General features: G+C 60.5%; 19 protein-coding genes. 12 read left to right on the top strand and 7 right to left on the bottom strand.

The annotated features are described in order from the left end of the window. Window positions 1-5: 5 nt before the first annotated feature. Window positions 6-797, bottom strand: a complete 792-nt coding sequence (locus IM739_RS00200) for an SDR family oxidoreductase (protein ID WP_237369285.1) — start codon at window positions 795-797, stop codon at window positions 6-8. Then, window positions 797-985 (bottom strand): DUF3008 family protein, encoded by a 189-nt coding sequence (locus tag IM739_RS00205; protein ID WP_237369286.1) that lies wholly within the window; start codon window positions 983-985, stop codon window positions 797-799. Before IM739_RS00205 ends, IM739_RS00200 begins: the two co-directional genes overlap by 1 nt. A gap of 157 nt (window positions 986-1,142) precedes the next feature. On the opposite strand from IM739_RS00205, the gene glgX reads away from it, so the two are divergent. Then, complete coding sequence (gene glgX, locus IM739_RS00210; protein ID WP_237369287.1) at window positions 1,143-3,221, top strand: glycogen debranching protein GlgX; 2,079 nt, start codon at window positions 1,143-1,145, stop codon at window positions 3,219-3,221. Between the two features lie 21 nt (window positions 3,222-3,242). On the opposite strand, the gene IM739_RS00215 is transcribed toward glgX, so the two are convergent. Both IM739_RS00215 and IM739_RS00220 read right to left on the bottom strand, forming a co-directional pair. Beyond that, complete coding sequence (locus IM739_RS00215; protein WP_237369288.1) at window positions 3,243-4,250, bottom strand: diguanylate cyclase; 1,008 nt, start codon at window positions 4,248-4,250, stop codon at window positions 3,243-3,245. 265 nt (window positions 4,251-4,515) lie between these two features. Beyond that, window positions 4,516-5,703 carry an acyl-CoA dehydrogenase gene (locus IM739_RS00220; RefSeq protein WP_237369289.1) on the bottom strand — a complete coding sequence of 396 codons (1,188 nt, stop codon included), beginning with the start codon at window positions 5,701-5,703 and terminating at the stop codon, window positions 4,516-4,518. 98 nt (window positions 5,704-5,801) lie between these two features. Between IM739_RS00220 and IM739_RS00225 the strand changes: the two genes are divergently transcribed. The 5 genes from IM739_RS00225 (at window position 5,802) to IM739_RS00245 (ending at window position 15,351) form a co-directional block, all read left to right on the top strand. Then, on the top strand, window positions 5,802-6,728 hold the full coding sequence (locus IM739_RS00225; protein ID WP_237369290.1) for a LysR family transcriptional regulator: 927 nt from the start codon (window positions 5,802-5,804) through the stop codon (window positions 6,726-6,728). Between the two features lie 110 nt (window positions 6,729-6,838). Next, on the top strand, window positions 6,839-12,292 hold the full coding sequence (locus IM739_RS00230; RefSeq protein ID WP_237369291.1) for an alpha-2-macroglobulin family protein: 5,454 nt from the start codon (window positions 6,839-6,841) through the stop codon (window positions 12,290-12,292). Next, window positions 12,292-14,379 carry a penicillin-binding protein 1C gene (pbpC, locus tag IM739_RS00235; RefSeq protein WP_442981072.1) on the top strand — a complete coding sequence of 696 codons (2,088 nt, stop codon included), beginning with the start codon at window positions 12,292-12,294 and terminating at the stop codon, window positions 14,377-14,379. Before IM739_RS00230 ends, pbpC begins: the two co-directional genes overlap by 1 nt. 96 nt (window positions 14,380-14,475) lie before the next feature. Then, window positions 14,476-14,850, top strand: coding sequence for a hypothetical protein (locus IM739_RS00240; protein WP_442981073.1), 375 nt, complete (start codon window positions 14,476-14,478; stop codon window positions 14,848-14,850). 84 nt (window positions 14,851-14,934) lie between these two features. Further along, window positions 14,935-15,351 (top strand): OsmC family protein, encoded by a 417-nt coding sequence (locus IM739_RS00245; RefSeq protein ID WP_237369294.1) that lies wholly within the window; start codon window positions 14,935-14,937, stop codon window positions 15,349-15,351. Between the two features lie 99 nt (window positions 15,352-15,450). On the opposite strand, the gene IM739_RS00250 is transcribed toward IM739_RS00245, so the two are convergent. Further along, on the bottom strand, window positions 15,451-15,888 hold the full coding sequence (locus IM739_RS00250) for a DUF1810 domain-containing protein (protein ID WP_237369295.1): 438 nt from the start codon (window positions 15,886-15,888) through the stop codon (window positions 15,451-15,453). Between the two features lie 378 nt (window positions 15,889-16,266). Here IM739_RS00250 and IM739_RS00255 point away from each other — a divergent pair, with 378 nt between their 5' ends. Continuing rightward, window positions 16,267-17,373, top strand: a complete 1,107-nt coding sequence (locus tag IM739_RS00255) for a DUF475 domain-containing protein (protein ID WP_237369296.1) — start codon at window positions 16,267-16,269, stop codon at window positions 17,371-17,373. Between the two features lie 82 nt (window positions 17,374-17,455). Here the strand turns inward: IM739_RS00255 and IM739_RS00260 are convergent, their stop codons facing one another. Beyond that, on the bottom strand, window positions 17,456-17,746 hold the full coding sequence (locus IM739_RS00260; RefSeq protein WP_237369297.1) for a hypothetical protein: 291 nt from the start codon (window positions 17,744-17,746) through the stop codon (window positions 17,456-17,458). Window positions 17,747-17,952: 206 nt separating this feature from the next. On the opposite strand from IM739_RS00260, the gene IM739_RS00265 reads away from it, so the two are divergent. The 4 genes from IM739_RS00265 (at window position 17,953) to IM739_RS00280 (ending at window position 20,706) form a co-directional block, all read left to right on the top strand. Beyond that, complete coding sequence (locus IM739_RS00265; RefSeq protein WP_237369298.1) at window positions 17,953-18,588, top strand: exopolysaccharide biosynthesis protein; 636 nt, start codon at window positions 17,953-17,955, stop codon at window positions 18,586-18,588. A gap of 69 nt (window positions 18,589-18,657) precedes the next feature. Then, entirely contained in the window at window positions 18,658-19,203 is a 546-nt protein-coding gene (locus IM739_RS00270) for a sigma-70 family RNA polymerase sigma factor (protein ID WP_237369299.1), read from the top strand. Then, the gene (locus IM739_RS00275; protein ID WP_237369300.1) at window positions 19,190-19,963 is read left to right on the top strand and encodes an anti-sigma factor family protein; all 774 of its coding nucleotides are present in this window, start codon (window positions 19,190-19,192) and stop codon (window positions 19,961-19,963) included. Before IM739_RS00270 ends, IM739_RS00275 begins: the two co-directional genes overlap by 14 nt. A 23-nt stretch (window positions 19,964-19,986) precedes the next feature. Further along, window positions 19,987-20,706 carry a Bax inhibitor-1/YccA family protein gene (locus tag IM739_RS00280; RefSeq protein ID WP_007596635.1) on the top strand — a complete coding sequence of 240 codons (720 nt, stop codon included), beginning with the start codon at window positions 19,987-19,989 and terminating at the stop codon, window positions 20,704-20,706. A gap of 95 nt (window positions 20,707-20,801) precedes the next feature. On the opposite strand, the gene rhaI is transcribed toward IM739_RS00280, so the two are convergent. Continuing rightward, window positions 20,802-22,094, bottom strand: coding sequence for an L-rhamnose catabolism isomerase (rhaI, locus tag IM739_RS00285; protein ID WP_237369301.1), 1,293 nt, complete (start codon window positions 22,092-22,094; stop codon window positions 20,802-20,804). A 75-nt stretch (window positions 22,095-22,169) separates the two neighbouring features. Between rhaI and IM739_RS00290 the strand changes: the two genes are divergently transcribed. Continuing rightward, on the top strand, window positions 22,170-22,328 hold the full coding sequence (locus IM739_RS00290; RefSeq protein ID WP_237369302.1) for a YqaE/Pmp3 family membrane protein: 159 nt from the start codon (window positions 22,170-22,172) through the stop codon (window positions 22,326-22,328). The last annotated feature ends 1 nt before the right edge of the window (window position 22,329 follow it).

Raw genomic sequence — 22,329 nt, forward strand, 5'->3', positions numbered from 1 at the left:
TCCGCTTAGCGAAGCAAGCTCTGGCCACCATCAATCCAGACGGGCGTACCGGTCACGTGACGGGCACGGTCAGAGGCCAGGAAGGCGATAACTTCCGCCACATCCTCGATCGTGCCGGCGTCGCCACCAGTGAGGGGAATATCCCCTTTCGGAAAGACGACTGGCACTTCCGTCTGCTTGCGCTTGCGCATCTGGGTATTGTCGTCGATCTCGGTATCGATGGAACCGGGGCATACGGCATTGATCCGGATCCCATGCCGTCCGAGTTCAAGCGAAAGTTGCTGGACCATCGCAAGCTGGGCAGCCTTCGTCGCCGAGTAGGCCGTCGCTCCAGGTGTCGTGAACGTCCGGGTGCCATTGATCGATGATACGACGACGATCGAACCGCCGGTGCTTTTCATATGCGCCACGCCGTAGTGAAGTGTCAGGTAGGTTCCGCGCAGATTGACCGCAATCGTCCGGTCGAACTCTTCAGGCTTGATGTCGTCTATCGGAGCCCAGGTCCCGTTGATCCCGGCATTTGCAACAATGATGTCCAGCCGCCCACGCGCATCAACCAGTGCCTTGACGGCCTGGGCCATCTCCGCGTCGCGACTGACATCAGCGACCAGCAGCATGCCTTGACCGCCGATCGCCTCGATTTTCCGCAGTACCGCCTGCAACTCATCTCTCGTGCGCCCGAGCAGCCCGACAAAGGCGCCTTCGCGTGCAAGTCTCAGCGCAGCGCCCATGCCGATGCCGGATCCGGCGCCGGTTACCAGTGCAGTCCGTTGCCCGAACTCCTTTTTCGTTGCCATCAACGACCACCGACGTGCTCGGGTTTGCCCTTGTGCTTGGTCGACGCCAGATCCGTCAGCTCCTTTTCCGTCATGCCCTCAGCCATGTCACGAGAAGCGCCTTTGAGATCGGATTTGCTAATGTCGCCTCGTTTGGCAGCCAATGCAGCGCCCGCTGCCTTCTGCTGAGCTTTCGACTTTGCTGGCATGATGTCACTCCGAACACGAGGGCAAGTGCGGCGCCCGATTGGCATGAGCACACAACCGGCAAGCGTATTGAATGTTCCGCCCCGGGACAGAGCTTCGGGAACAAAAAACGCGATCGGCGCTTTAAGCAGCGCAACCCCAGCCATTCAAGGAATTTTCATGGACGCCAGCAGCAAGCATTTTTCCGTCCAGGCCGGCGATTGGCAGCAACTCGGCGCCGTCTATGATGGGCAAGGCACAAATTTCGCACTGTTCTCCGCCCATGCAGAACGCGTCGAACTCTGCCTTTTCAACGAAGACGGCAGCGCCGAGATCGCACGGATCGAGCTCCCCGAATACACCAACGAAATCTGGCACGGATACCTGCCAGGTGTCGGTCCTGGAATGCTGTACGGCTTCCGGGTTCACGGCCCGTATGATCCGGGCAACGGTCATCGCTTCAATCCCAACAAGCTGTTGCTCGATCCGTACGCACGTGAAATCGTCGGCGAATTCGCCTGGTCGGAGGCTCATTTCGGTTACGACATGAAGAGCGACGAGAAGGACCTGTCCTTCAACACTCTGGACAGCGCCTCGGTGATGCCGAAATGCCGGGTCATTGACCCGAGTGCCAGTCGCGCAAGCAACGGCTTCAACAGGATCCCATGGGCAGACACGATCGTCTATGAAACACATGTGAAAGGCTTCACCCAGCTCAACAAGGCCATTCCGGAACATCTGCGTGGTACGTTCGAGGGCCTGGGCCATAAGGCGGCGGTCGACTATGTCAAAAGCCTTGGCATCACCTCGGTCGAGCTTCTGCCGATCCATGCGTTTCCGGATGACAGCCATCTTCTCGACCGGGATCTCCGCAACTACTGGGGCTACAACACAATCGGCTTCTTCTCGCCGGCAAGCCGCTATTACGGCCCGAATGGCCTCACTGGCTTCCGCGACATGGTGCGCGCCTTCCACGACGGCGGCATCGAGGTCATTCTCGATGTGGTCTATAATCACACTGCCGAAGGCAATGAACTCGGCCCGACCCTGTCGTTCAAGGGCATCGACAATTTCTCGTATTACCGAACCCTGCCCGACAATCACCGCTACTATATAAATGACACTGGCACCGGAAACACCGTCAACACCTCCCATCCGCGGGTGCTGCAGATGGTCATGGACAGCCTGCGTTACTGGACGCAAGAGATGCATGTCGATGGTTTCCGCTTCGATCTCGGCACGATTCTTGGCCGCGAGCCGGAAGGCTTCGACCAGCGCGGCGGCTTTTTCGATGCGATCAGCCAGGATCCCGTTCTGTCCAAGGTCAAGCTGATCGGCGAACCTTGGGATATCGGCCCTGGCGGTTATCAGGTCGGGGGCTTCCCGCCCGGATGGGCGGAGTGGAACGACAAGTATCGTGACTCAACCCGAGAATACTGGCTGAACGGCGACAACTGCGCGCCCGACTTTGCCGCACGCCTCCTTGGTTCGGGCGATATCTACGATCTTCGCGGTCGCCGCCCCTGGGCAAGTGTCAATTTCATCACCGCGCATGACGGATTCACGCTGAACGATCTCGTCTCCTATGATGGCAAACACAACGAGGCGAATGGCGAAGACAACAACGACGGCCACAACGACAACCGCAGCCACAACTACGGCGCCGAGGGACCGACGGAAGACGAGGGCATCATCGCGCTCCGCGAACGGCAGAAGCGCAATTTTCTGGCGACGCTCTTCTTCTCCCATGGCACGCCGATGTTGTTGGCCGGGGACGAGTTCGGCCGCTCGCAGATGGGCAACAACAATGGCTATTGCCAGGATAGCGAGATCAGTTGGCTGCATTGGGAAAACCTGCCGCCGACCTGTGACGAGCTGCGCCATTTCACCAGTCGCCTAATCGCGCTTCGAAAGGCCCAGCCCCTGTTGCGCCGTGCCAACTGGCGCGACGGCACCGTCATCGACTGGTACAACGTGACCGGCGGCGTACAGCGGCCGGAACACTGGCTTGATGGAAATCCGCTTGCGCTGAAGCTTTGGCGTGAGGATCTCGCCGACCAAGATGGGATTTGGCCGGAAATCCTGTTGCTGTTCAATCCGGTTGACCAGGATATCGATTTCACCCTGCCGAAGACCGATGGTCGCGACTGGCGCCTGGAAATGACGACCTTCGACCCGAACCGCGCCGGCGACGTCGCCCGGGAAACCCAGCCCTTCCTGCTTCAGGCACGATCGCTTGCACTCTTTCGCAGAGTATGAAGCAACCGGGTGGCGGACGCGTTACGCCTCCGCCACCCGGGTCAAAACCTCGAAGTCGTAGAACTGGCCCGCCACGAACAGACGTCGCGCCGAAATCGACACCGGTACGGTTTCGCCCGCCGCATTGTGAATTTCGGCAATCTGGCCATCGTAGCCCGCGTCGCGATCGAGCAACATCAGCCTGTAGGCTCGCTTCTCGCTTCCGACCACTACGCCGGAAGCAACCATTTCATGCCCGCGAATGTTTTCCCAGCTATGGCCGACGAGGTCGAGGTAAGCCTTGTTGACCCTGATGTAGCGGGAGGTATTCTGGCCAATGGTCGAGATGGAAAACGCAACCGGAGAAAGGTCGAACAGCACCTGTATGACCGGATCGGACATGGCTGCCGCTTCCGCTTGTTCCATATACGCTGGGGAATACCCATCCGCATCATCGCGCTGTATGAGGTCGTAGTCTGCCGGAAGCGACAGCTCGTCGCGTAGGACTGCCACAAGCCGCCAGAGATCCACTTCGAGAAACAGTGACTTATGGCCCTCATCGACTGCACTCAAGGTTTCCGGCAACTGAGCAATCAGCTTTTGCAGCCGCGCGGCGTCATGCTTTACGGAGTCGGCTTCCATCAGATTGTCGAACTGCTCAACCGCAATCTGGCGTGTAAGCCTGTAGGCAGCCTCCAGCTTCAGCCTGCGCTGCTCCTCAACCTCTTCGATCGGCGTTACGCCGTCGGCTATAGGGAGATTTTCGAGCAGGGACCAGAAACGCGCTTCCTCGGGTGAATTTTCCAGCTTCGAACCGACCTGGGGTGCATAGCGGACCAACGCCAGGATGGTCTCGACACCGAAATCGTCAACATTGGCCGCATGCCTTGCACCGAGCGCATCCTGCTTGAATGCAGTCAGCCGGGTTGGAGCACGGTTGTCATCGAGAAACAGGCTGACCTCACAGATGTCTTCCGGAAAGTCGAGCCAGGGATATTCACTGCGGAACGCCGCCAGCGCCTCACTATTCAGAACCGCAACGGCATACATGCCTTCTCCTATACAATCGCGTGACGATGAAGCGGAGATGGCTCTGCAATGCGGTCCCGGAAATCCCGCATGCTCAAGTCTCGGACGAACCCACTCTGCCCGGAGGTTATGCCAAGTATCAGACCAGAATTCCAAGGGCGGGAGCACGTAGAATGGCGAAATTTATATATATATTTTCACTGATAGACGCAAGAATGTTACACTTCGGCACCAGAACCCCTAAAAAGAAACTGGTGCCGAAAAAACAACAAATTCAATCCTGCTCCTAGAAGAATGCCTGGATGCCTGTCTGGGCGCGACCCAGAATCAGAGCGTGCACGTCGTGGGTTCCCTCGTAGGTGTTGACCGTCTCGAGATTCTGCGCGTGGCGCATGACGTGGTACTCGATCTGGATACCGTTGCCGCCATGCATGTCGCGCGACATGCGGGCGATATCGAGAGCCTTGCCGCAATTGTTGCGCTTGACGATCGAGATCATTTCCGGGGCGAACTTGTGATCGTCGATCAGGCGACCAACACGCAGGGACGCGAGCAGACCCAGCGAGATTTCGGTTTGCATGTCGGCGAGCTTCTTCTGGAAGAGCTGCGTGCCGGCCAGCGGCTTGCCGAACTGCTTGCGATCAAGGCCATACTGGCGGGAACGATGCCAGCAATCCTCGGCAGCGCCAAGCACACCCCAGGAAATGCCATAGCGGGCGCGGTTGAGGCAGCCGAACGGACCCTTCAGGCCGGAGACATTCGGAAGCAGCGCATCCTCGCCGACTTCGACGCTGTCCAGCACGATTTCACCAGTCACCGAAGCGCGCAGTGAAAGCTTCCCGCCGATTTTCGGGGCTGACAGACCCTTCATGCCCTTTTCCAGCACAAAGCCACGAATTTCTCCGCCATGCACTTCCGATTTCGCCCAGACTACAAAAACATCGGCGATCGGTGCGTTCGAGATCCACATCTTCGAACCCTTGAGGCGATAGCCGCCTTCGATCTTCTCGGCACGTGTCTTCATGCCGCCCGGGTCAGAGCCGGCATCCGGTTCGGTCAAGCCGAAGCAGCCGATCAGCTCGCCAGAGACGAGACCCGGCAGATACTTGTCCTTCTGTTCTTCCGAGCCGTAGGCATAGATCGGATAGATCACCAGCGAGGACTGCACGCTCATCATCGAGCGATAGCCGGAATCCACCCGTTCGATCTCGCGCGCCACGAGGCCGTAGGACACGTAATTGGCATCCGCAGCGCCATATTTTTCCGGCAGCGTTACGCCGAGCAGACCCGCCTGCCCCATCAGCTTGAACAGCTCCGGCTCGACCGTTTCACCAAGATAGGCTTCGTTGACACGGGGCGCGAGCTCCGCTTTGGCGAAAGCTGCGGCTGCATCCTGGATCATCCGCTCGTCTTCGTTGAGCAGATCGGACATCAGGAAGGGATCGCTCCAGGAAAAGGGCTGCATCTCGCTCATGGCTTGGTATCCTTATTCGGTTTGGCAGCATTTTGCTCATGGCTGATGCAAAAACAAGCCATGTTTACTCATGCAGCTATTAGGTCTAATCATGACGAATGCTGACACATCAACGCCGTTTCCTGCCTTCGACCAGCGCGCTTGCCGCCTTCGATTCCGTTGCGAAGCTCGGGAGCTTCTCCGCCGCCGCCAGCGAACTCGCCCTGACGCAAGGCGCGATCAGTCGCCAGATCGGCTTGCTGGAGGACCAGCTTGGCGTCAAGTTGTTCGAACGCACCAATCGCGGCGTCGAATTGACTGCCATTGGCCGCAACTATGCCAAGGGCATTGGCGATGCGCTGGCGACCATCCGCACCCTCTCGCTGGAAGCAATGGCCACCCGCGACGACACCCATCTCAGGCTCGCCATCCTTCCAACCTTCGGTACCCGTTGGCTGATGCCGCGCATCCCTGACTTCCTGCAACGCAACCCCGCGGTCATCATCGACTTCGCCACGCGTATCGGTCAGTTCGAATTCGAGGGATCGGGCCTCGACGCCGCCATCCATATCGGAGAGCCGAACTGGCCCGGCACCGATTGCCAATTCCTGATGCAGGAAATGGTCGCACCTGTCTGCAGCCCCGCCTTTCTGGATCACAATCCGGTAAAGCGGCCGGAAGACCTTCTGGGCAAACCGCTGTTCGACATGGCCTCGCGCCCGCGCGCCTGGCAACAGTGGTTCGCAAGCCTCGACATCGCCGACGGACGGGGCGGCGGCATGCGTTTCGAGCAGTTTTCCAATGTGGTGCAGGCCTGCCTGGCCGGCCTCGGCATTGCCCTTGTTCCGACCTTCCTGATCGAGCCCGAACTCGCCGGCGGCCAGCTGGTGCGTGCCTGGAAACACGAAGTCAAAAGTGCCAGCGCCTATTATCTCGTTCGACCCTTGTCGAAGATGGCCTATGCACCGGCAAGTGCCTTTTCAGCATGGATTCTTGAACAGGCAAGGGAGTTTAGCGCAGCCCGCAACGAGACGCAGAAGATCTAGGGACCTTTCCAGGTCACATCCCCGGACTGTAGCCTGTGCCGATTGACAAGCCACTGACATGGACCAAGAGTACTTTCGAATAGGCTGGCAGAAGCCTTCGGGAGAGAACCATGTTAAAGCACCTTGCAAAGGCCATCCTCGCGCTCGCACTGGGTATGGTTTTCCTTGCGCCGATGGCGGGCGCCCAGGACAGCCGCCGCATAGAAACCGTCCAGGACGGCGACTATTTCGGTTTTGACCTTCGCACGGAAAAGAACGTTTCTTTGGACGAATGCGAAGCGAGCTGCATTGCCGACGGTTCCTGCCGCGCCTTTACCTACAATCCCAAGGTACAATGGTGCTTTCTCAAGTCTGACTACGATCAACTGAACACATTCGTCGGCGCCATTGCCGGTCGCATCGTCGAAAACGTGGCCGAAGCCGATATCGGCGCCCCGCCCCGCCTGACATTCCTCTCGGAACAGCTCCTGACCGATGCACGCGACCAGCGCGCCAACCTGACGCTGTCGGACGAACAGAGCGGCCTCGGTCGTGAAAGCCTGATCGATACGGCACGTGCGGCTTTCACCAGCGGCAATCTCGACGCGGCAATTTTCTCCCTGAAAGGCGCTCTGTCGATCGATCCCGACGACGCAGCAACCTGGCTCGAAATGGCCCGCTTCGCCAATTCCGTCACCGGCAACACCAGCTATTCCGGCGAAGCCGTGATGGCCTCGATCAACGGCTATCAGCTGACCCGTGGTGCTTCCGTACGCGCCGAAGCCTTGGCGTCGATGGCCAGAGGCCTCGACAACTCGGAAAACTACCGCGCCGCGATCAACGCATACAAAGCGAGCCTCGAACTCGAATCCAGCCCGGCGGTCCAGGCGGAACTCGGCGAGTTGCGCGCCCGCAAGGGATTTCGCGTCGTTGGCAACACGGTCGATTCCGACAGTGCCAATCCGCGTGTCTGCGTCGAATTCTCGGAGCAACTGGTCAAACGCGGCGTCGACTATGCGCCTTTCGTGACGCTCGACGGCAAGGCGCCGAAAGCGCTCGAAGCCAAGAACAGCCAGATCTGCGTCGAAGGTCTTGAGCATGGCGGCCGCTACAAGCTCGCAATTCGCGCCGGCCTGCCCTCTTCCGTCGACGAAAGCCTGGACGCACCGGTCGAGCTTGATCTCTATGTTCGCGACCGCACGGCTACCGTGCGCTTCACCGGTGACAGTTTCGTCTTACCATCCACGGCCCGTCGCGGCATCCCGCTGGTGTCGGTCAACAGCGACAGCGCCAAGCTCGAACTCTTCCGTATTGGCGACCGCAACATCGCTCCGCTTCTGGCTGCTTCGCAGTTTCTCACCCAGCTCGACGGTTACGGCGCAAGCCGCGTGCGCGACGAGACCGGCGAACTGGTCTGGCAGGGCACGGTCGACATCGCCAATGACATCAACAAGGAAGTCGTCACCAGCATTCCGATCGATGAGGCGCTGCCGACGCGCAAGCCCGGCATCTATGTGCTGACTGCCGTCTCACCCACCTCGACCAGCGAAGACTGGGATAGCCGCGCCACCCAGTGGTTCGTTGTCTCCGACATTGGCCTCTCGACCTTTGCCGGTACCGACGCCCTGCATGTCTTTGCCCGCTCGCTGGCATCCGCCGCGCCGCTTGAAGGGGTTGAACTGCAACTGATTGCCAAGAACAACGAGATTCTGGCAACGGCGACGACCGATGCCGATGGCAAGGCGAGTTTCGATGCCGGCCTGATGCGCTCGGGCGCCGCCCTTGCGCCGGCCGTCATTGCCGCACGCAAGGGCGGTGACGACAACGTCTTTCTCGACATGACCCGCGCCGGCTTCGACCTCTCCGACCGGGGCGTCACCGGCCGCCCCGCCCCCGGCCCGGTGGACATCCTTTCCTGGACCGAGCGCGGCATCTATCGCCCCGGCGAAACCGTGCATGCGGCAGCGCTCGCCCGCGACACCCAGGCCGATGCGATCGGTGACCTGCCGCTGACATTCGTCTTTTCTCGCCCCGACGGCGTCGAGTTTCGCCGCATGGCGGTGACCAGCGAAACCCTGGGTGGCTACGCCGTGGATCTGCCGCTGTTGGCAAACTCCATGCGAGGCACCTGGACGGTTGCGATCCACACCGATCCGAAAAAGACTGCGATCGCGCAATCGTCCTTCCTGGTCGATGACTTTGTTCCGGATCGCCTGGATTTCGACATGACCAGCGAAGCCAAGAGCGTTGCGCCTGATGAGACTTTCACTGTCTCTGTCGATGGGAAATATCTCTACGGCGCTCCGGCAGCGGGCCTTGGCTTGGAAGGCGAAATAAATATCCGCCCGACCAGCAGCAACCCGGCCTATGAGCGCTACGTCTTCGGCCTGTCCGATGAGGAAGAGGCTGAGGATGTTCGTATCCCGCTGGAAGACCTGGAACCGCTCGATGATGATGGCAAGACCGACATTGACGTAGCCGTGTCCGATCTGCCGTCAACCACCAGGATGCTCAACGCTGAAGTGGTTCTGCGCCTGCGCGAAGGCGGCGGCCGGGCTGTCGAGCGCAAGCTTACTATGCCAGTCCAGTCGGCAACGGCCCTGATCGGCATCAAGCCGGAATTCACCGGCGAACTTGCGGAGAACACCAACGCGCAGTTCAATCTGATTGCCGTTGGTCCCGATGGCCAGAAACAGGCCATGCCCGGAGCCCACTGGAAGCTGGTCAAGCTCGAGCAGAATTACCAATGGTATCGCGAGGGCTCGTCCTGGCGATATGAGCCGATCACCACGACCACGCAGGTCGCCGATGGCACGATCGACATCGCCGCCGAGGGCACCGCCCTTTCCGTTCCTGTCGCTTGGGGTCGTCATCGTCTCGAGGTCGAGCAGGCAGGCGCAAATGGTGCGGCCTCCAGCACCCAATTCGATGCCGGTTGGTTTGTCTCGGCAAGCTCCACCGAGACCCCGGACGCCCTGGAAATCGGCCTCGATAAGCAAAACTACAGGGTCGGCGACACAGCCAGGCTCAAGATCTCGCCACGCTTTGCCGGCCAGGTCCTGGTAACCATCGGCACCGATAGCCTCGTCACGTCGCAGACGGCCGATGTTCCGGCGGGTGGTACGGAAATCGAGGTGCCGGTGACCGCCGATTTTGGCGCTGGTTCCTATGTCACTGCCACGCTGTTTCGTCCCGGTGACGCCGAGGAAAGCCGCATGCCCGCCCGCGCCATCGGCATTACCTGGCTAACCGTCGATCCCGGCAGTGAAAAGCTTGCATTGACGCTGACACCGCCGGCAAAGACCCTGCCCCGCCAACCGCTGGAAATTCCCATCGAGGTTGCCGGCGCCGGCATCGGCGAAGAAGCCTATGTGATGGTGTCGGCCGTCGACGTCGGCATCCTTAACCTGACGCGCTACGAGACGCCCGATCCGGAAACCTACTATTTCGGCCAGCGCCGTCTCGGCCTTGAACTGCGTGACCTCTACGGTCGGCTGATCGACGGCTCGCTTGGCGCGACGGGTCGGTTGCGCATGGGCGGCGATGGAGGACAGGTTGCCCTGTCCGGCAATCCGCCGCGTGAAAAGCTGGTCGCGTTCTTCTCCGGTCCGGTGAAGCTCGGCGCCGACGGCAAGGCGGTTGTCTCCTTCGACATCCCGCAGTTCAACGGCACAGCCCGTGTCATGGCGGTCGCATGGTCGAAGACCGGGGTCGGCCATGCCGAAACGGATGTCGTGATCCGTGATCCGGTCGTCGTCACCGCCAGCATGCCGAAATTCCTTGCGCCCGGAGACGATGCCAACCTGCGTCTCGACATCGCCGCAACCGATGCCCCGACCGGCAACTACACGCTGGCCATCAGCAGCAACGACGCCGTCGAAGTTGATCCATCCGGGGCGACGCAACAGATTGCGCTGACTGCCGGCGAGACCAGCACCGTGGTCATCCCGCTGACGGCGGCAACCACGGGACAGGGTCAGCTCGACATTGCGCTGTCCGGCGCCGACGGTGTTGCCGTCAGCCAGTCGCTTGACCTGACCGTACGCCCCTCGACCTTGCCGATCACCGAGCGCCAGGTCGTGGCACTTGCCCCCGGCCAGAGCCTGACGGTCAGCGGCGATCTGCTCGCCGACAGCATCCTGCAGGGTGCGTCCGTCAGCCTCAACGTCTCGCGTGCCAGCTTCGACGTGCCGGCGCTCTTGATGGCACTCGACCGCTATCCCTATGGCTGCGCCGAGCAGACGACCAGCCGTGCCCTGCCCCTGCTCTATTTCGACGAACTGGCCAAGCTTTCCGGCCTGCCGGAAGACGAGGCGATCAGCAAGCGCGTGCAGGATGCGATCTACCGCGTGCTCGCCTACCAGTCGTCCAGCGGCTCCTTCGGCCTGTGGGCACCGGGCTCTGAAAGCCTCTGGCTCGACGCCTATGTCACCGATTTCCTCACCCGCGCCCGCGAAAAGAAGTACGACGTGCCGGAAGAAGCCCTGGTTCAGGCACTGCAGAACCTGCAGAACCGCATCGCCTATGACACAGACATCAAGAGCCGGGGCAACGAGATCGCCTATTCGCTCTACGTGCTGGCCCGCAATCGTAAGGCGTCATTGAGCGACCTGCGCTACTATGCCGACACGATGCTGCAGGACTTCCCGACCCCTTTGTCCAAGGCGCATCTGGCCGCCGCATTGTCGCTCTATGGTGACGCAGAGCGCTCCAGCAGCACCTTCCTCGAAGCAGCCGGCATGTCGGAACAGGCGAGGATCTCCAAGGTCAGCTTCGTCCGCTCGGACTACGGCTCGCAGCTGCGCGACAGCGCCGGTGTTCTGGCCCTTGCCGCTGAAAGCCGTCCGGTTCCGCCGGTTGTGCCTGTCCTCGCCAAGCTCGTGGCCGATGAATGGAACGAGAAGCAGGTACTCAGCACACAGGAGCAAACCTGGATGTTGCTCGCGGCGCGCGCGCTGCAGCAGGACGACGCCGGTCTGGAACTTGAGGTCAACGGCGGTGCCCGCGATGGTGCCTATGCGGCGACAATGCCGGGTGAAGCGCTTCTGCAATCGCCGGTGACGCTGACCAACCGCAGCAATGATCCGGTCAGTGCCGCAATCACCACGGTCGCGGCTCCCTTCGAGGCTCCGGCGGCGGGCGGAAACGGCTTCGACATCACGCGAACCTACTACACGCTGGATGGTGAGGAAGCCAACATCACCGAAACACAGCAGAACGCGCGCTATGTCGTTGTCCTGACCGTCACGGAATCGGATGACTGGCCGGCCCAGCTGCTGGTCACCGACCTGCTGCCGGCAGGTTTCGAGATCGACAATCCAAGTCTCGTCGACAGCGCAACACTCGCCAATTTCGAATGGATCGGGCAAACCCAGGCTGCCCATCTCGAATTTCGCAGCGATCGCTTCGTCGCGGCACTGGACCGCCAGGCCGAAGACAACAGCGAAATCACCCTCGCTTACGTCGTGCGCGCTGTATCGCCAGGCACATTCGCACTCCCGGCGGCCTCGGTCGAGGACATGTATCGCCCCCAGTTGTCGGCGCGCACGGCGGCCGGTAACATGAGCGTATCCGCGGCCGAGTGATGCCCGGCTGGCGCGCCCTGATCGGAGCAGCGGCCATGACCGTCAGCATGACGGCCATGGCCCTCTTCGTGCTCGACACAGCCGACCATTACTATCCGCCACCGATCGGTACGGCCCGCCTCGTGTCCACCGAAATCCTCGATCGCAACGGCGAATTGCTGCGTGCCTTTGCCACCCGGGATGGCCTCTGGCGACTGAAGACCACAACCGAAGACGTCGATCCTGCATTGATCCGGATGCTGCTTGCCTATGAGGACCGTCGTTTCGAAAGCCATGCCGGCGTGGACCCGTTGGCGCTCGGCCGCGCAGCCTGGCAATTGCTGACCAATGGACGGGTCGTATCCGGCGCCTCGACGCTGTCCATGCAGGTCGCACGCCTGATCGAGCCCCGTCGCGAACGCTCGCTGACGGCAAAGGTGATCCAGATTGCCCGCGCCCTGCAATTGGAACGGCGTCTGTCGAAACAGCAGATCCTCGATCTATACCTGACTCACGCTCCCTACGGCGGCAACCTTGAGGGCGTGCGTGCCGCAAGCCTTGCCTGGTTCGGCAAGGAGCCGAAACGCCTGACGACAGCGGAAGCGGCACTTCTTGTCGCCCTGCCACAACTTCCCGAACGCCGACGACCGGATCGTTTCCCGGATCAGGCCTTGAAGGCCCGCGCACGTGTCCTTGATCGAGCCGCCGATGCGAAGGCGCTCGACCAAAATGAAATCGCCCTTGCCGCCAGTGCCGAACTGCCGCGACAGCGCAGGCAACTTCCGGCCTTTGCCGCTCACCTCGCAGAAGCCGCGCGCCGCAAGGCGCCACAGGCAGAAAGGCACCAGACGACGATCCTGCGCCCCGTTCAGGCCAAGCTTGAGCAGGTGGCACTCAAGGCGGTCCGCGAACTCGATCCGAAGGTCTCGCTCGCTTTGCTGATGGCAGACGCCACCACCGGCGAGATCGTTGCCGAAGTCGGTGCCGCCAGCTATTTCGACGCCAGCCGGTCCGGCTGGATCGACATGACCCGCGCCCAGCGCTCGCCCGGCTCGACATTGAAACCCTTCATCTACGGCCTAGCCTTCGAGCAAGGTCTGGTGGCGCAGGAAACGATTGTCGAAGACCGCCCTGCAGATTTCTTCGGCTACCGCCCCAAGAATTTCGACATGCACTACCAGGGCGACGTCAGCATCCGCCAGGCCCTGCAATTGTCGCTGAACGTTCCAGCCGTGCGCCTGCTGGACGGTGTCGGCCCCTCGCGACTGATGGTGCGCATGCGCCGTGCGGAAGTCAGGCCGCTGCTGCCGCCGAATGAGGCGCCCGGCTTGGCAATCGCCCTTGGCGGCGTGGGCATTGCCTTGAAGGACCTCGTCCAGCTCTATGCCGGTCTCGCCAATCGCGATCAGCCGGTGCAACTGGGCGACGGGATCCGCGAGCAACCCGCCTTGCTGGAAAACCAGCCGCTGTTCGAACCGATGGCGGCGTGGAATATTGCCGACATCCTTGGTGCCGTCCTGCCGCCGGCCGGCAGTCCACCGGCCGGCATCGCCTACAAGACCGGCACCAGTTACGGATACCGTGACGCCTGGTCGGTCGGCTATGACGGAAAATACGTCCTGGGCGTCTGGATCGGCCGCCCCGACAATGCCGCCGTCCCCGGGATCTCCGGCTATGCCACCGCCGCACCGGTTCTCTTTGAAGCCTTTGCCAAGTCGGGTCTTGCCGGCACTCCCTTGCCCCGCGCACCCGCTGGCGCAGCCCGCCTCGCCCAATCCGACTTGCCGGTCAGCCTGCGCCGCTTCTCGACAGGGACGAACGGACTGGTTGCCACCTCAACCCGCGAGCGACCGCCACAGATCATCTATCCGCCGGAAGGCGCCCAGATCGAACTCGGCAAGGATGCAAGTGGTGCTTTCCTACCGCTGATCGTCAAGATGCAGGCCGGACGCGCACCTTTTCGCTGGCTGGCCAATGGCAAGCCAATGGAAGCATCGACGCGCCGCCGCACGGGCGCATGGCAACCGGAAGGCACCGGACAATCCACCCTGACCGTCATCGATGCCGATGGTCGAGCAGCCAGCGTCAATATCTTCATTCGCTCATAGGCGACTGATCCAGCCCCGTTCTGAAAGCGTAACGTTTTCATGCAGCCGGTTCGGACGGGAGATCATCTGATGCAAGGCACAATCAGAACATCCATCATGACAATCGCAGCCCTGACGCTTGGCACCTTCAGCGCCTTGGCCAACGAGCGCTTCACCGCAGCCGATATCCGCGACGACATCATCGGCAAGCGTATCTATCTCGCCGTACCGATGGGCGGCGAATTTCCGCTGAACTACAGGTCCAATGGACAGGTTGACGGGACTGGAGAAGCCTTGGGCCTTGGCCGCTTCGCCAAGCCGAAAGACACCGGGAAATGGTGGATCGATGGCGACCGCCTCTGCCAGCAGTTCACCAGCTGGTACAAGGGAGCGCCCATGTGCTTCGAGCTGCAACGGATCGACGACACGCAGCTGAAGTGGACGAGAGACAACGGCGAGACCGGAACGGCCCGGATCGGAAACGAGATCTAACGCCACCCGACTAACGGCATCCGTGTTTTGACATCGGCTCCTGGCATTCTATCCTGACGTCACGACGAAACTCGGAGTGATCAGGTGTCAGGACTGAAGACGCGACCGGTCGGTGCGACCGCAACACTTGGCAGAACCGGCTACCCGCACCTCGTATCCGACACCGGCGGTACGCTCGAAATCGCCACGGGGGCATCCCAACCGGGCTTTAATCCCATTGACCTGCTACACGCCGCCTTGGCCGCATGTCTGACCATGAGCGCACGCATTGCAGTGCGCGAGCTTGGTCTGGCGGATAGTCTCAGTGAAGTCGTGGCCAGGGTAACGGGGGACAAGGCAAAGGATGGGCCTTCCCGTATTGCGCGCTTTCACGTCAACATGCATTTCAAAGGCACTCTCACGCCACAACAACAGTCGGCTGTAGTCCATCGCGCCGAAGAGATCTGCACCGTCAGCAACAGTCTTGCATCAAGACCGGTGATCGAGATCGGCGAATTCTAGAGCAACTCCAGCAAAAGTGGGAACCGGTTTTGCGTCCGGAATTGCGTGAAAACAAAGAGATAGAGCATTAAAGGCGACTCCGTTCTCGCCGAAAATGCTCTAAAGCGACAGGATTTCCAGCGTGCGGTGATCAAGCCTGCCACCGCAATACCGATCAAGAGCCTGGCGAAATATAGAACCACGTTCGTCCGGCGCCGCAAGTGAGAACAAGGTCATGCAGGACTGGAACTTGCGATCATCCGGTGAGCCGAAAATCTCGTGTAGCGAGCGCCCCTCGATCGACATCACCAACCTCGTGCAATCAACCAGCCGCGGCCCGAGCTGGTCATCCGCGAGGTAGCTTTGAGCCTCCGCGACAGAGGCAAGACCGTAATGCAACGACGTTGGTGAAAGCCCAAGTCCCCGCAATTGCGGAAAGACGAACCACATCCAGTGACTTTGCTTTCGTCCAGCGCCGAGCTCCGCCTTGACGGCTTCCAGTACGGGCGCCTGGGCTTCGAGGAAACGAGTGCTGTCGAACATCTTCGCATCGCCCATCTGAAGCCTCCAACCTCAGCCAGAAAAGCACAGTCTATATCTAACCGATCGCTCACGATATTGTTCGTTGTGGGTGGTCGGCGCCAAAATCTCACGATACGCACCAACTCCGCAGCACTTGACGTTTAATACATATTCACAGACAAGTGACATTGCGCGACGAAGCCCAACTCTCGTCGCCGTCGAACCTGGTGCCGGGCCCCTCTGGCGAGAGTTTACGGCGCTCTCGTGATGTCGGTACCGCCAGCAAGACAAGCCGGCGGATTCAAAACAAATGAACACTTGGATCATGCTCTTTGCGTGTGCGCCTAATGCGTTGCGCGACGTCCATCCCCCCTATTCGTGCATATCCCTGTCTCCCGCGAAGGAGATAGTGGTATGAACGCTCCCCTCTCACCCAATAGCGGCACCAGCACCCTGGGTTATTTCCGCTGGGCCTTCATCGTCACGTTCCTCGGCCTCGTCCTGGGTGGCGTGCTGGGCTGGCAATCGACCGGCACCATCGGCGGCATGGCGACCGTCTTCTTTATCTGCGCGGTGCTCGCCGTTCTGGAAATCTCGCTGTCTTTCGACAACGCGATCGTCAATGCCAACAAGTTGAAAGACATGACGCCCGTCTGGCAGCATCGCTTCCTGACCTGGGGCATCATCATCGCCGTCTTCGGCATGCGCATCGTATTCCCGCTACTCATCGTGGTCATCGCGGCAAAGATCGGCCCGATAGAAGCGGTGATACTGGCGGCCCGCGAGCCGGCCGAATATGCCCGCATCATGAACGACGCACACCTCCCGATCGCGGCCTTCGGCGGCACCTTCCTGATGATGGTCGGCCTGACCTACTTCTTCAATCACGAGAAGGACGTGCACTGGATAGAGGTCATCGAAAAGCACATGGCGCGCTCGGCCTCGATCAAGGGCATAGAAATCGCGTTTGTCCTGATCCTGATCCTCGTCTTTTCCAATCTTCTGGAAGGCGAAGATGCGACCACTTTTGTCTATTCGGCCATCTATGGCCTGGTGACGTTCCTGGCCGTTGAAGTCTTGGGGGGCCTGCTGGACGCCTCTCAGAAAGCCATGAGCGAAGCGGCCAAGGGAGGCCTCGGCGCCTTCATCTATCTCGAAGTGCTCGACGCAAGCTTCTCCTTCGACGGCGTGATCGGCGCCTTTGCCCTGACGCAGAATCTCTTCGTCATCGCCATCGGCCTTGGCATCGGCGCCATGTATGTGCGCTCGATGACCATCATGCTGGTGGAAAAGGGCACATTGGCGGAATACCGCTATCTGGAACATGGCGCTTTCTACGCCATCCTGATCCTCTCGGTGATCATGTATTTCCAGACGCTGGTGCATATCCCCGAAGTGATCACCGGCCTTGGCGGCGCCGCCTTGATCGGTGTCTCGCTCTGGTCTTCGATCCGCTACAACAGACGGGAACGCGAGGAAGAGGCGCGAATGGCCCATGAAGCGGTTGCCGACAATATCTGATCGGTAGATACGCATGACTGAAGCAGGCCGGCGGCGACCCGCCGGCCTGCTTGCAGGACCGAAATTCCGCAAGAGGTTGCGATCAATCGGGACCGACATCCATTTCGCGAGCACCGGAATCAGGCAATGCTCCGGTCCCCGGCGTCTTCATGTCATCCTGCAAATCCTTGCGCGCATGCGGCCCCGCAACGGGCCCACTGCTTTTCGTTCGCTTTTCATCCTCGACGACCGCCCCCTTGTGTTCGCGCGAAGGATCGCGATCGGCTGAGATCCTGCCGCTCTGTTCGGCGAGATGCGCCTGCGGGCCTGCGACCGGACCGCTAGTCGTCGGCGGTTGTCCGTTGCGATGTTTTGTTTCTTCAACATCGGCCATGGTGTGTATCTCCTCTGTTGCCACCTGAGAAAACACGGCGACCGCCAAAGAGTTCCGTTGCATATAACAGGGCCTGATATGCGCCCTTGGCGACCGGGGGGAGCGGAAGCTGCCGTCGACACAACACAACAGAGTCGTCCCGCCTTGCCTTGTCCTGACGTCTGCCGATCTTACATGTCCCCACGTCGAAACAAGCAGGAAATGAGATGAGCGACCCTGACATGTCCCCGAACGATGACCGCAAACCCGGCGTCGCTTCCTCGCGATTGGCGATGCTGGTCATCCATGCGGATACCGCGGGGTCGGTCAGCCTTGACGAATTGCTGGCAGCCATGGGCCGAACCAGCATCGCCTTCGCCATCCTGATTTTGTCGCTACCCGCGCTGACCCCGATACCCGGTCCCTTCGGCATGGTCTTTGGCACCTGCCTGGCCATTATCGCCGTACAGATCATGGCCGGCTACCAGCGTATCTGGTTGCCCCGCTTTCTCGGTCGGCGGCGTATTTCGGCACAGGTGATCAGCCTTGTGGTCCGTTACACCGGCCCTCTGGTGGCGCGGGTTGAAACGATCCTGCGCCGCGACCGCATGCGCCATTTTGCCGGCCGTACGGCGCAGTCGCTGCTTGGTATCCCGGTTTTCCTGCTGGCAATTGCGGTCGCCTTGCCCATTCCATTCGGCAACTTCCTGCCGGTTGCGGCTCTGGTGATGATCGCCCTTGGTCTGATGGAACGGGATGGCTTGATCGTCATGCTTGGGGTGGCGCTTGGCATCATTGCCCTGGCAACGTCCGGCGGCCTGGTCTATGGCGCGCTGCGCGGTCTCGGCTGGGCGATCGGCTGACCATCCAACGACCCCAAATAATTTTCGTCATCAGGGAATAAATCCCATCCGGGGTTCGTATACTCAGGCATGAAACCCGGAACGCACCCTTTTAACGTGATCGGACAGCTGGCAGCCTTGCGGCGCTATGCGCGGTCTCTGGCGCGCGATCCGGATGAAGCAGAAGATCTGGTGCACGACACACTGGTACGCGCGCTCGAAAAGCAGTCGACTTTCCGCACAGGCGCCAATCTCCGCAACTGGCTGCTTTCGGTACTGCACAACACGCATATCGACCGTTTGCGCTACAAGCGCGCCACCGCGAGACGCGATGCCGCAACGCTGGATCTGGTGGCACAATCGATACCGGCCGAACAGGAGCATTCCGTTCGGCTCAAACAGGTTCGAAACGCGTTTCTGGCTCTGCCGGAAGATCAGCGTGAAGCCCTGCATCTTGTGGCCATGGAAGAGCTTTCCTATCAGGAAGCCGCAAACGTGCTTGGCATTCCCGTTGGAACGCTGATGTCACGCATTTCACGGGCCAGAGCGCGACTTCGCGCAATTGAGGACAAGCAAGGGATCGCTCCGGTGACCCACCTACGCATCGTTGGAGGCCCCCCCGATGACCAGCAATGATCCCGTAATCGAAGCCGACCTTCACGCCTATGTCGATGATCAGCTCAATGTCGGGCGCCGTATCGAAGTGGAAGCCTATCTGTCGGAGCGCCCGGAAGTGGCGGCCCAGGTCATGGCCGACCTCCGGGTTCGCGACGAACTGCGCTTGTCTCTTGCCGGCCTCCCGAGCGTCAGCAAGATCGAGACCCGTGACGCCGCTCGAATGCTGGAAAGAGCGTTCAGCCGCCGCCGCACCTTGGACCTGTTTCGCCGTGCCGCGATGATAACGCTCTTCGTCGGCGCCGGATGGGCCGCCCATGGCTGGATCGCGCCGCTAGGCGTCGGTGAGGTCGTGGCATCCGTGCCGCCGCCTGCCTTTGTCGAGGAAGCCATTCGCGCCCACCAGACGGCGGAACTGCGCGAACAGATGCCATCGCAGTCGGAGGCAGGCTCCTTCGACCCGGCGGATATCCGATCGGCAACAGCGATCGTATTGCCAGAGATGCCGGCGCACTGGTCGATCCGGGATGCGCAGATTTTCCCCTCGACCTACGGACCGAGCGTTGAACTCGAAGTCGAGGCAGGCAAGGGCGAGCGTCTGTCTCTTTTTGCCGTTCGCCCAGGCACCTTCGCCGTGCAGCAAGTATTGATGCGCCAGGAAGGTGAAACGCAGGCAGCCTATTGGCAGATCGGCGAAGTCGCCTACGCACTGATTTCCGAAACCCCGAATGCGGATGCGCTGGCCGACAAAGCCCGCAAACTCGCTCGCACCCTTTACTGAACTCACCAAGGAGGAACTTGACTATGGATCCTATCCAGAACCGCTTCGGCTACGGTAGCCAGGCACAATCTGCGGCCCTCTTCGACGAGGGCCTGCGCCAGCACATGCTGCGCGTCTACAACTACATGGGTCTTGGCCTGGCCATCACCGGCCTGGTCGCCTACTTCGTCGGCTCGACGCCAGCCCTCTATGTGCCGATCTTCTCGTCCCCTTTGAAATGGGTCGTGATGCTGGCACCGCTTGCCTTCGTCTTCTTCTTCTCGTTCCGCATCCAGACGATGTCGGCATCGAGCGCCCAGATGGCCTTCTGGGCCTTCTGCGCAGTGATGGGCCTCTCGCTGGCATCGGTGTTCCTGGTCTTCACCGGCGCATCGATCGCACGCACCTTCTTCATCACCGCCACCATGTTCGGCGCAACCAGCCTTTATGGTTACACGACCAAGCGTGATCTGGCGAAGATGGGTTCGTTCCTGATGATGGGCCTGATCGGTATTGTGATCGCCTCGGTCGTCAACATCTTCCTCGGCTCGAGCGCCCTGCAGTTCGCAGTATCGGTCATCGGCGTCGTCGTCTTCGTTGGCCTGACCGCCTACGACACGCAGAACATCAAGGAACAGTATGCAGAGAACGTCGACCAGGAAAGCCAGCAGAAGCTCGCCGTCTTCGGCGCACTTTCGCTCTACCTGAACTTCGTCAACCTGTTCCAGATGCTGTTGAGCCTCACCGGCCAGCGCGAAGAATAAAAGAACGCGACAAGCGCGTCGGGAGAAACATCCAAGAGCGAACGCCCGGACCTCACGGTCCGGGCGTTTTCATTTGCCGTGAATGTTTGGAAGGATCAGACGATACCGCCGGAGCCGCCCTTGACCGCCGGCCGCTCGGCCGCGACCTTGGCACGGTAGCCGCTGCCACGATAGGCCGCGATCGGGTCGATCGCACCACCGGTACGACGACGCGCTTCGGCAAGGATCGCCTCGACATCGGTGCGATAGGCGCGCTTCAGCGTCTCGGTCGCCATCAGCGCATCATTGCCGTCCTGATAGCCGGTAAGCGCCGCACGATCGACCAGCAGCGCCTGGGCATAGGCGCGGCGGATTTCGTTTGCGCTGGAGATCAGGCTTTCGATCGGATCTGTCACATTATGGCTCTGGTCGATCATATGCGCCGGATGGAAACCCTTGACGCCGCGATACTCGGCATCGACCAGCTCGTTGAACACGAGGAACAGACGGTAGGGCTCGACCGAACCGGCATCGAGATCGTCGTCGCCATATTTCGAATCGTTGAAATGGAAGCCGCCAAGCTTTTCGAACTGAATCAGGCGGGCCACGATCATCTCGATATTGGTGTTGGGCGCATGATGGCCGAGATCGACCAGGCAGAAAGCCTTCGGGCCCAGTGTCTGGGCAATCAGGAAATTCGTGCCCCAATCCTGCACCACCGTCGAATAGAAGGCCGGCTCGTACATCTTGTGCTCGGAAAACAGCCGCCAGTCATCCGGCAACGCCTTGTAGATATCCGCCATCGAGGCGAGATAACGCTCGAACTGGCGGGTGAAATTGCTCTGTCCGGGGAAGTTCGAGCCGTCGCCGATCCACACCGTCAGCGCCTTCGATCCGATCGCACTGCCGATCTCGATGCATTCGATATTGTGTTCGACAGCCTGTGCGCGGGTCGCCGCGTCCACATGGCTGAGCGAGCCGTATTTGTAGGAGTTCGCCTGGTCCGGCGCATCCGAGAACGTGTTGGAATTCATCGCGTCGAAGCCGAGACCGAGCTGGTCGCCCTTGGCCTTCAGTTCCTTAGGATCCGTTTTGTCCCACGGTATATGCAGCGAAACTGTCGGTGTCGCGCGCGTCAGCTCGTTGATGACAGAGCAGTCATCGAGCTTGTCGAAGATGTTGCGCGGTTCGCCAAGCCCCGGAAAGCGGGCAAAGCGCGTTCCACCGGTGCCCACGCCCCAGGACGGAACGGCGACGAAGAATTCGGCAACCTTGTCGGTGATGGCGTTGATGTCGATATTGCTGCGCGCCAGCTTCTCGCCGAGTGCCGCGTAGTCGGATTTGAGCGCAGCTGCGCGCTTGTCATTATCTTCGGCGATGAAATCGCTAGAAATCTTGCTATCCGTCATTGTTTCTTCCTCCTCACGCGAACGATTTTGTTCCATCCGCGTTTAACTGAACCAATCCAGAGAACCGGAGTCATCATGGACGTTCTACGCATTCTGCTTTCCATCATCCTGCCGCCGGTCGGCGTCTTCCTCCAGGTCGGCATCGGCCTGCATTTCTGGCTGAACATCCTGCTGACGCTGTGCGGCTATGTACCGGGCGTCATCCACGCAATCTGGGTCATCCTGAGGAAGTAAG

The organism is Rhizobium sp. SL42 (genome assembly GCF_021729845.1).
GTDB lineage: Bacteria > Pseudomonadota > Alphaproteobacteria > Rhizobiales > Rhizobiaceae > Allorhizobium.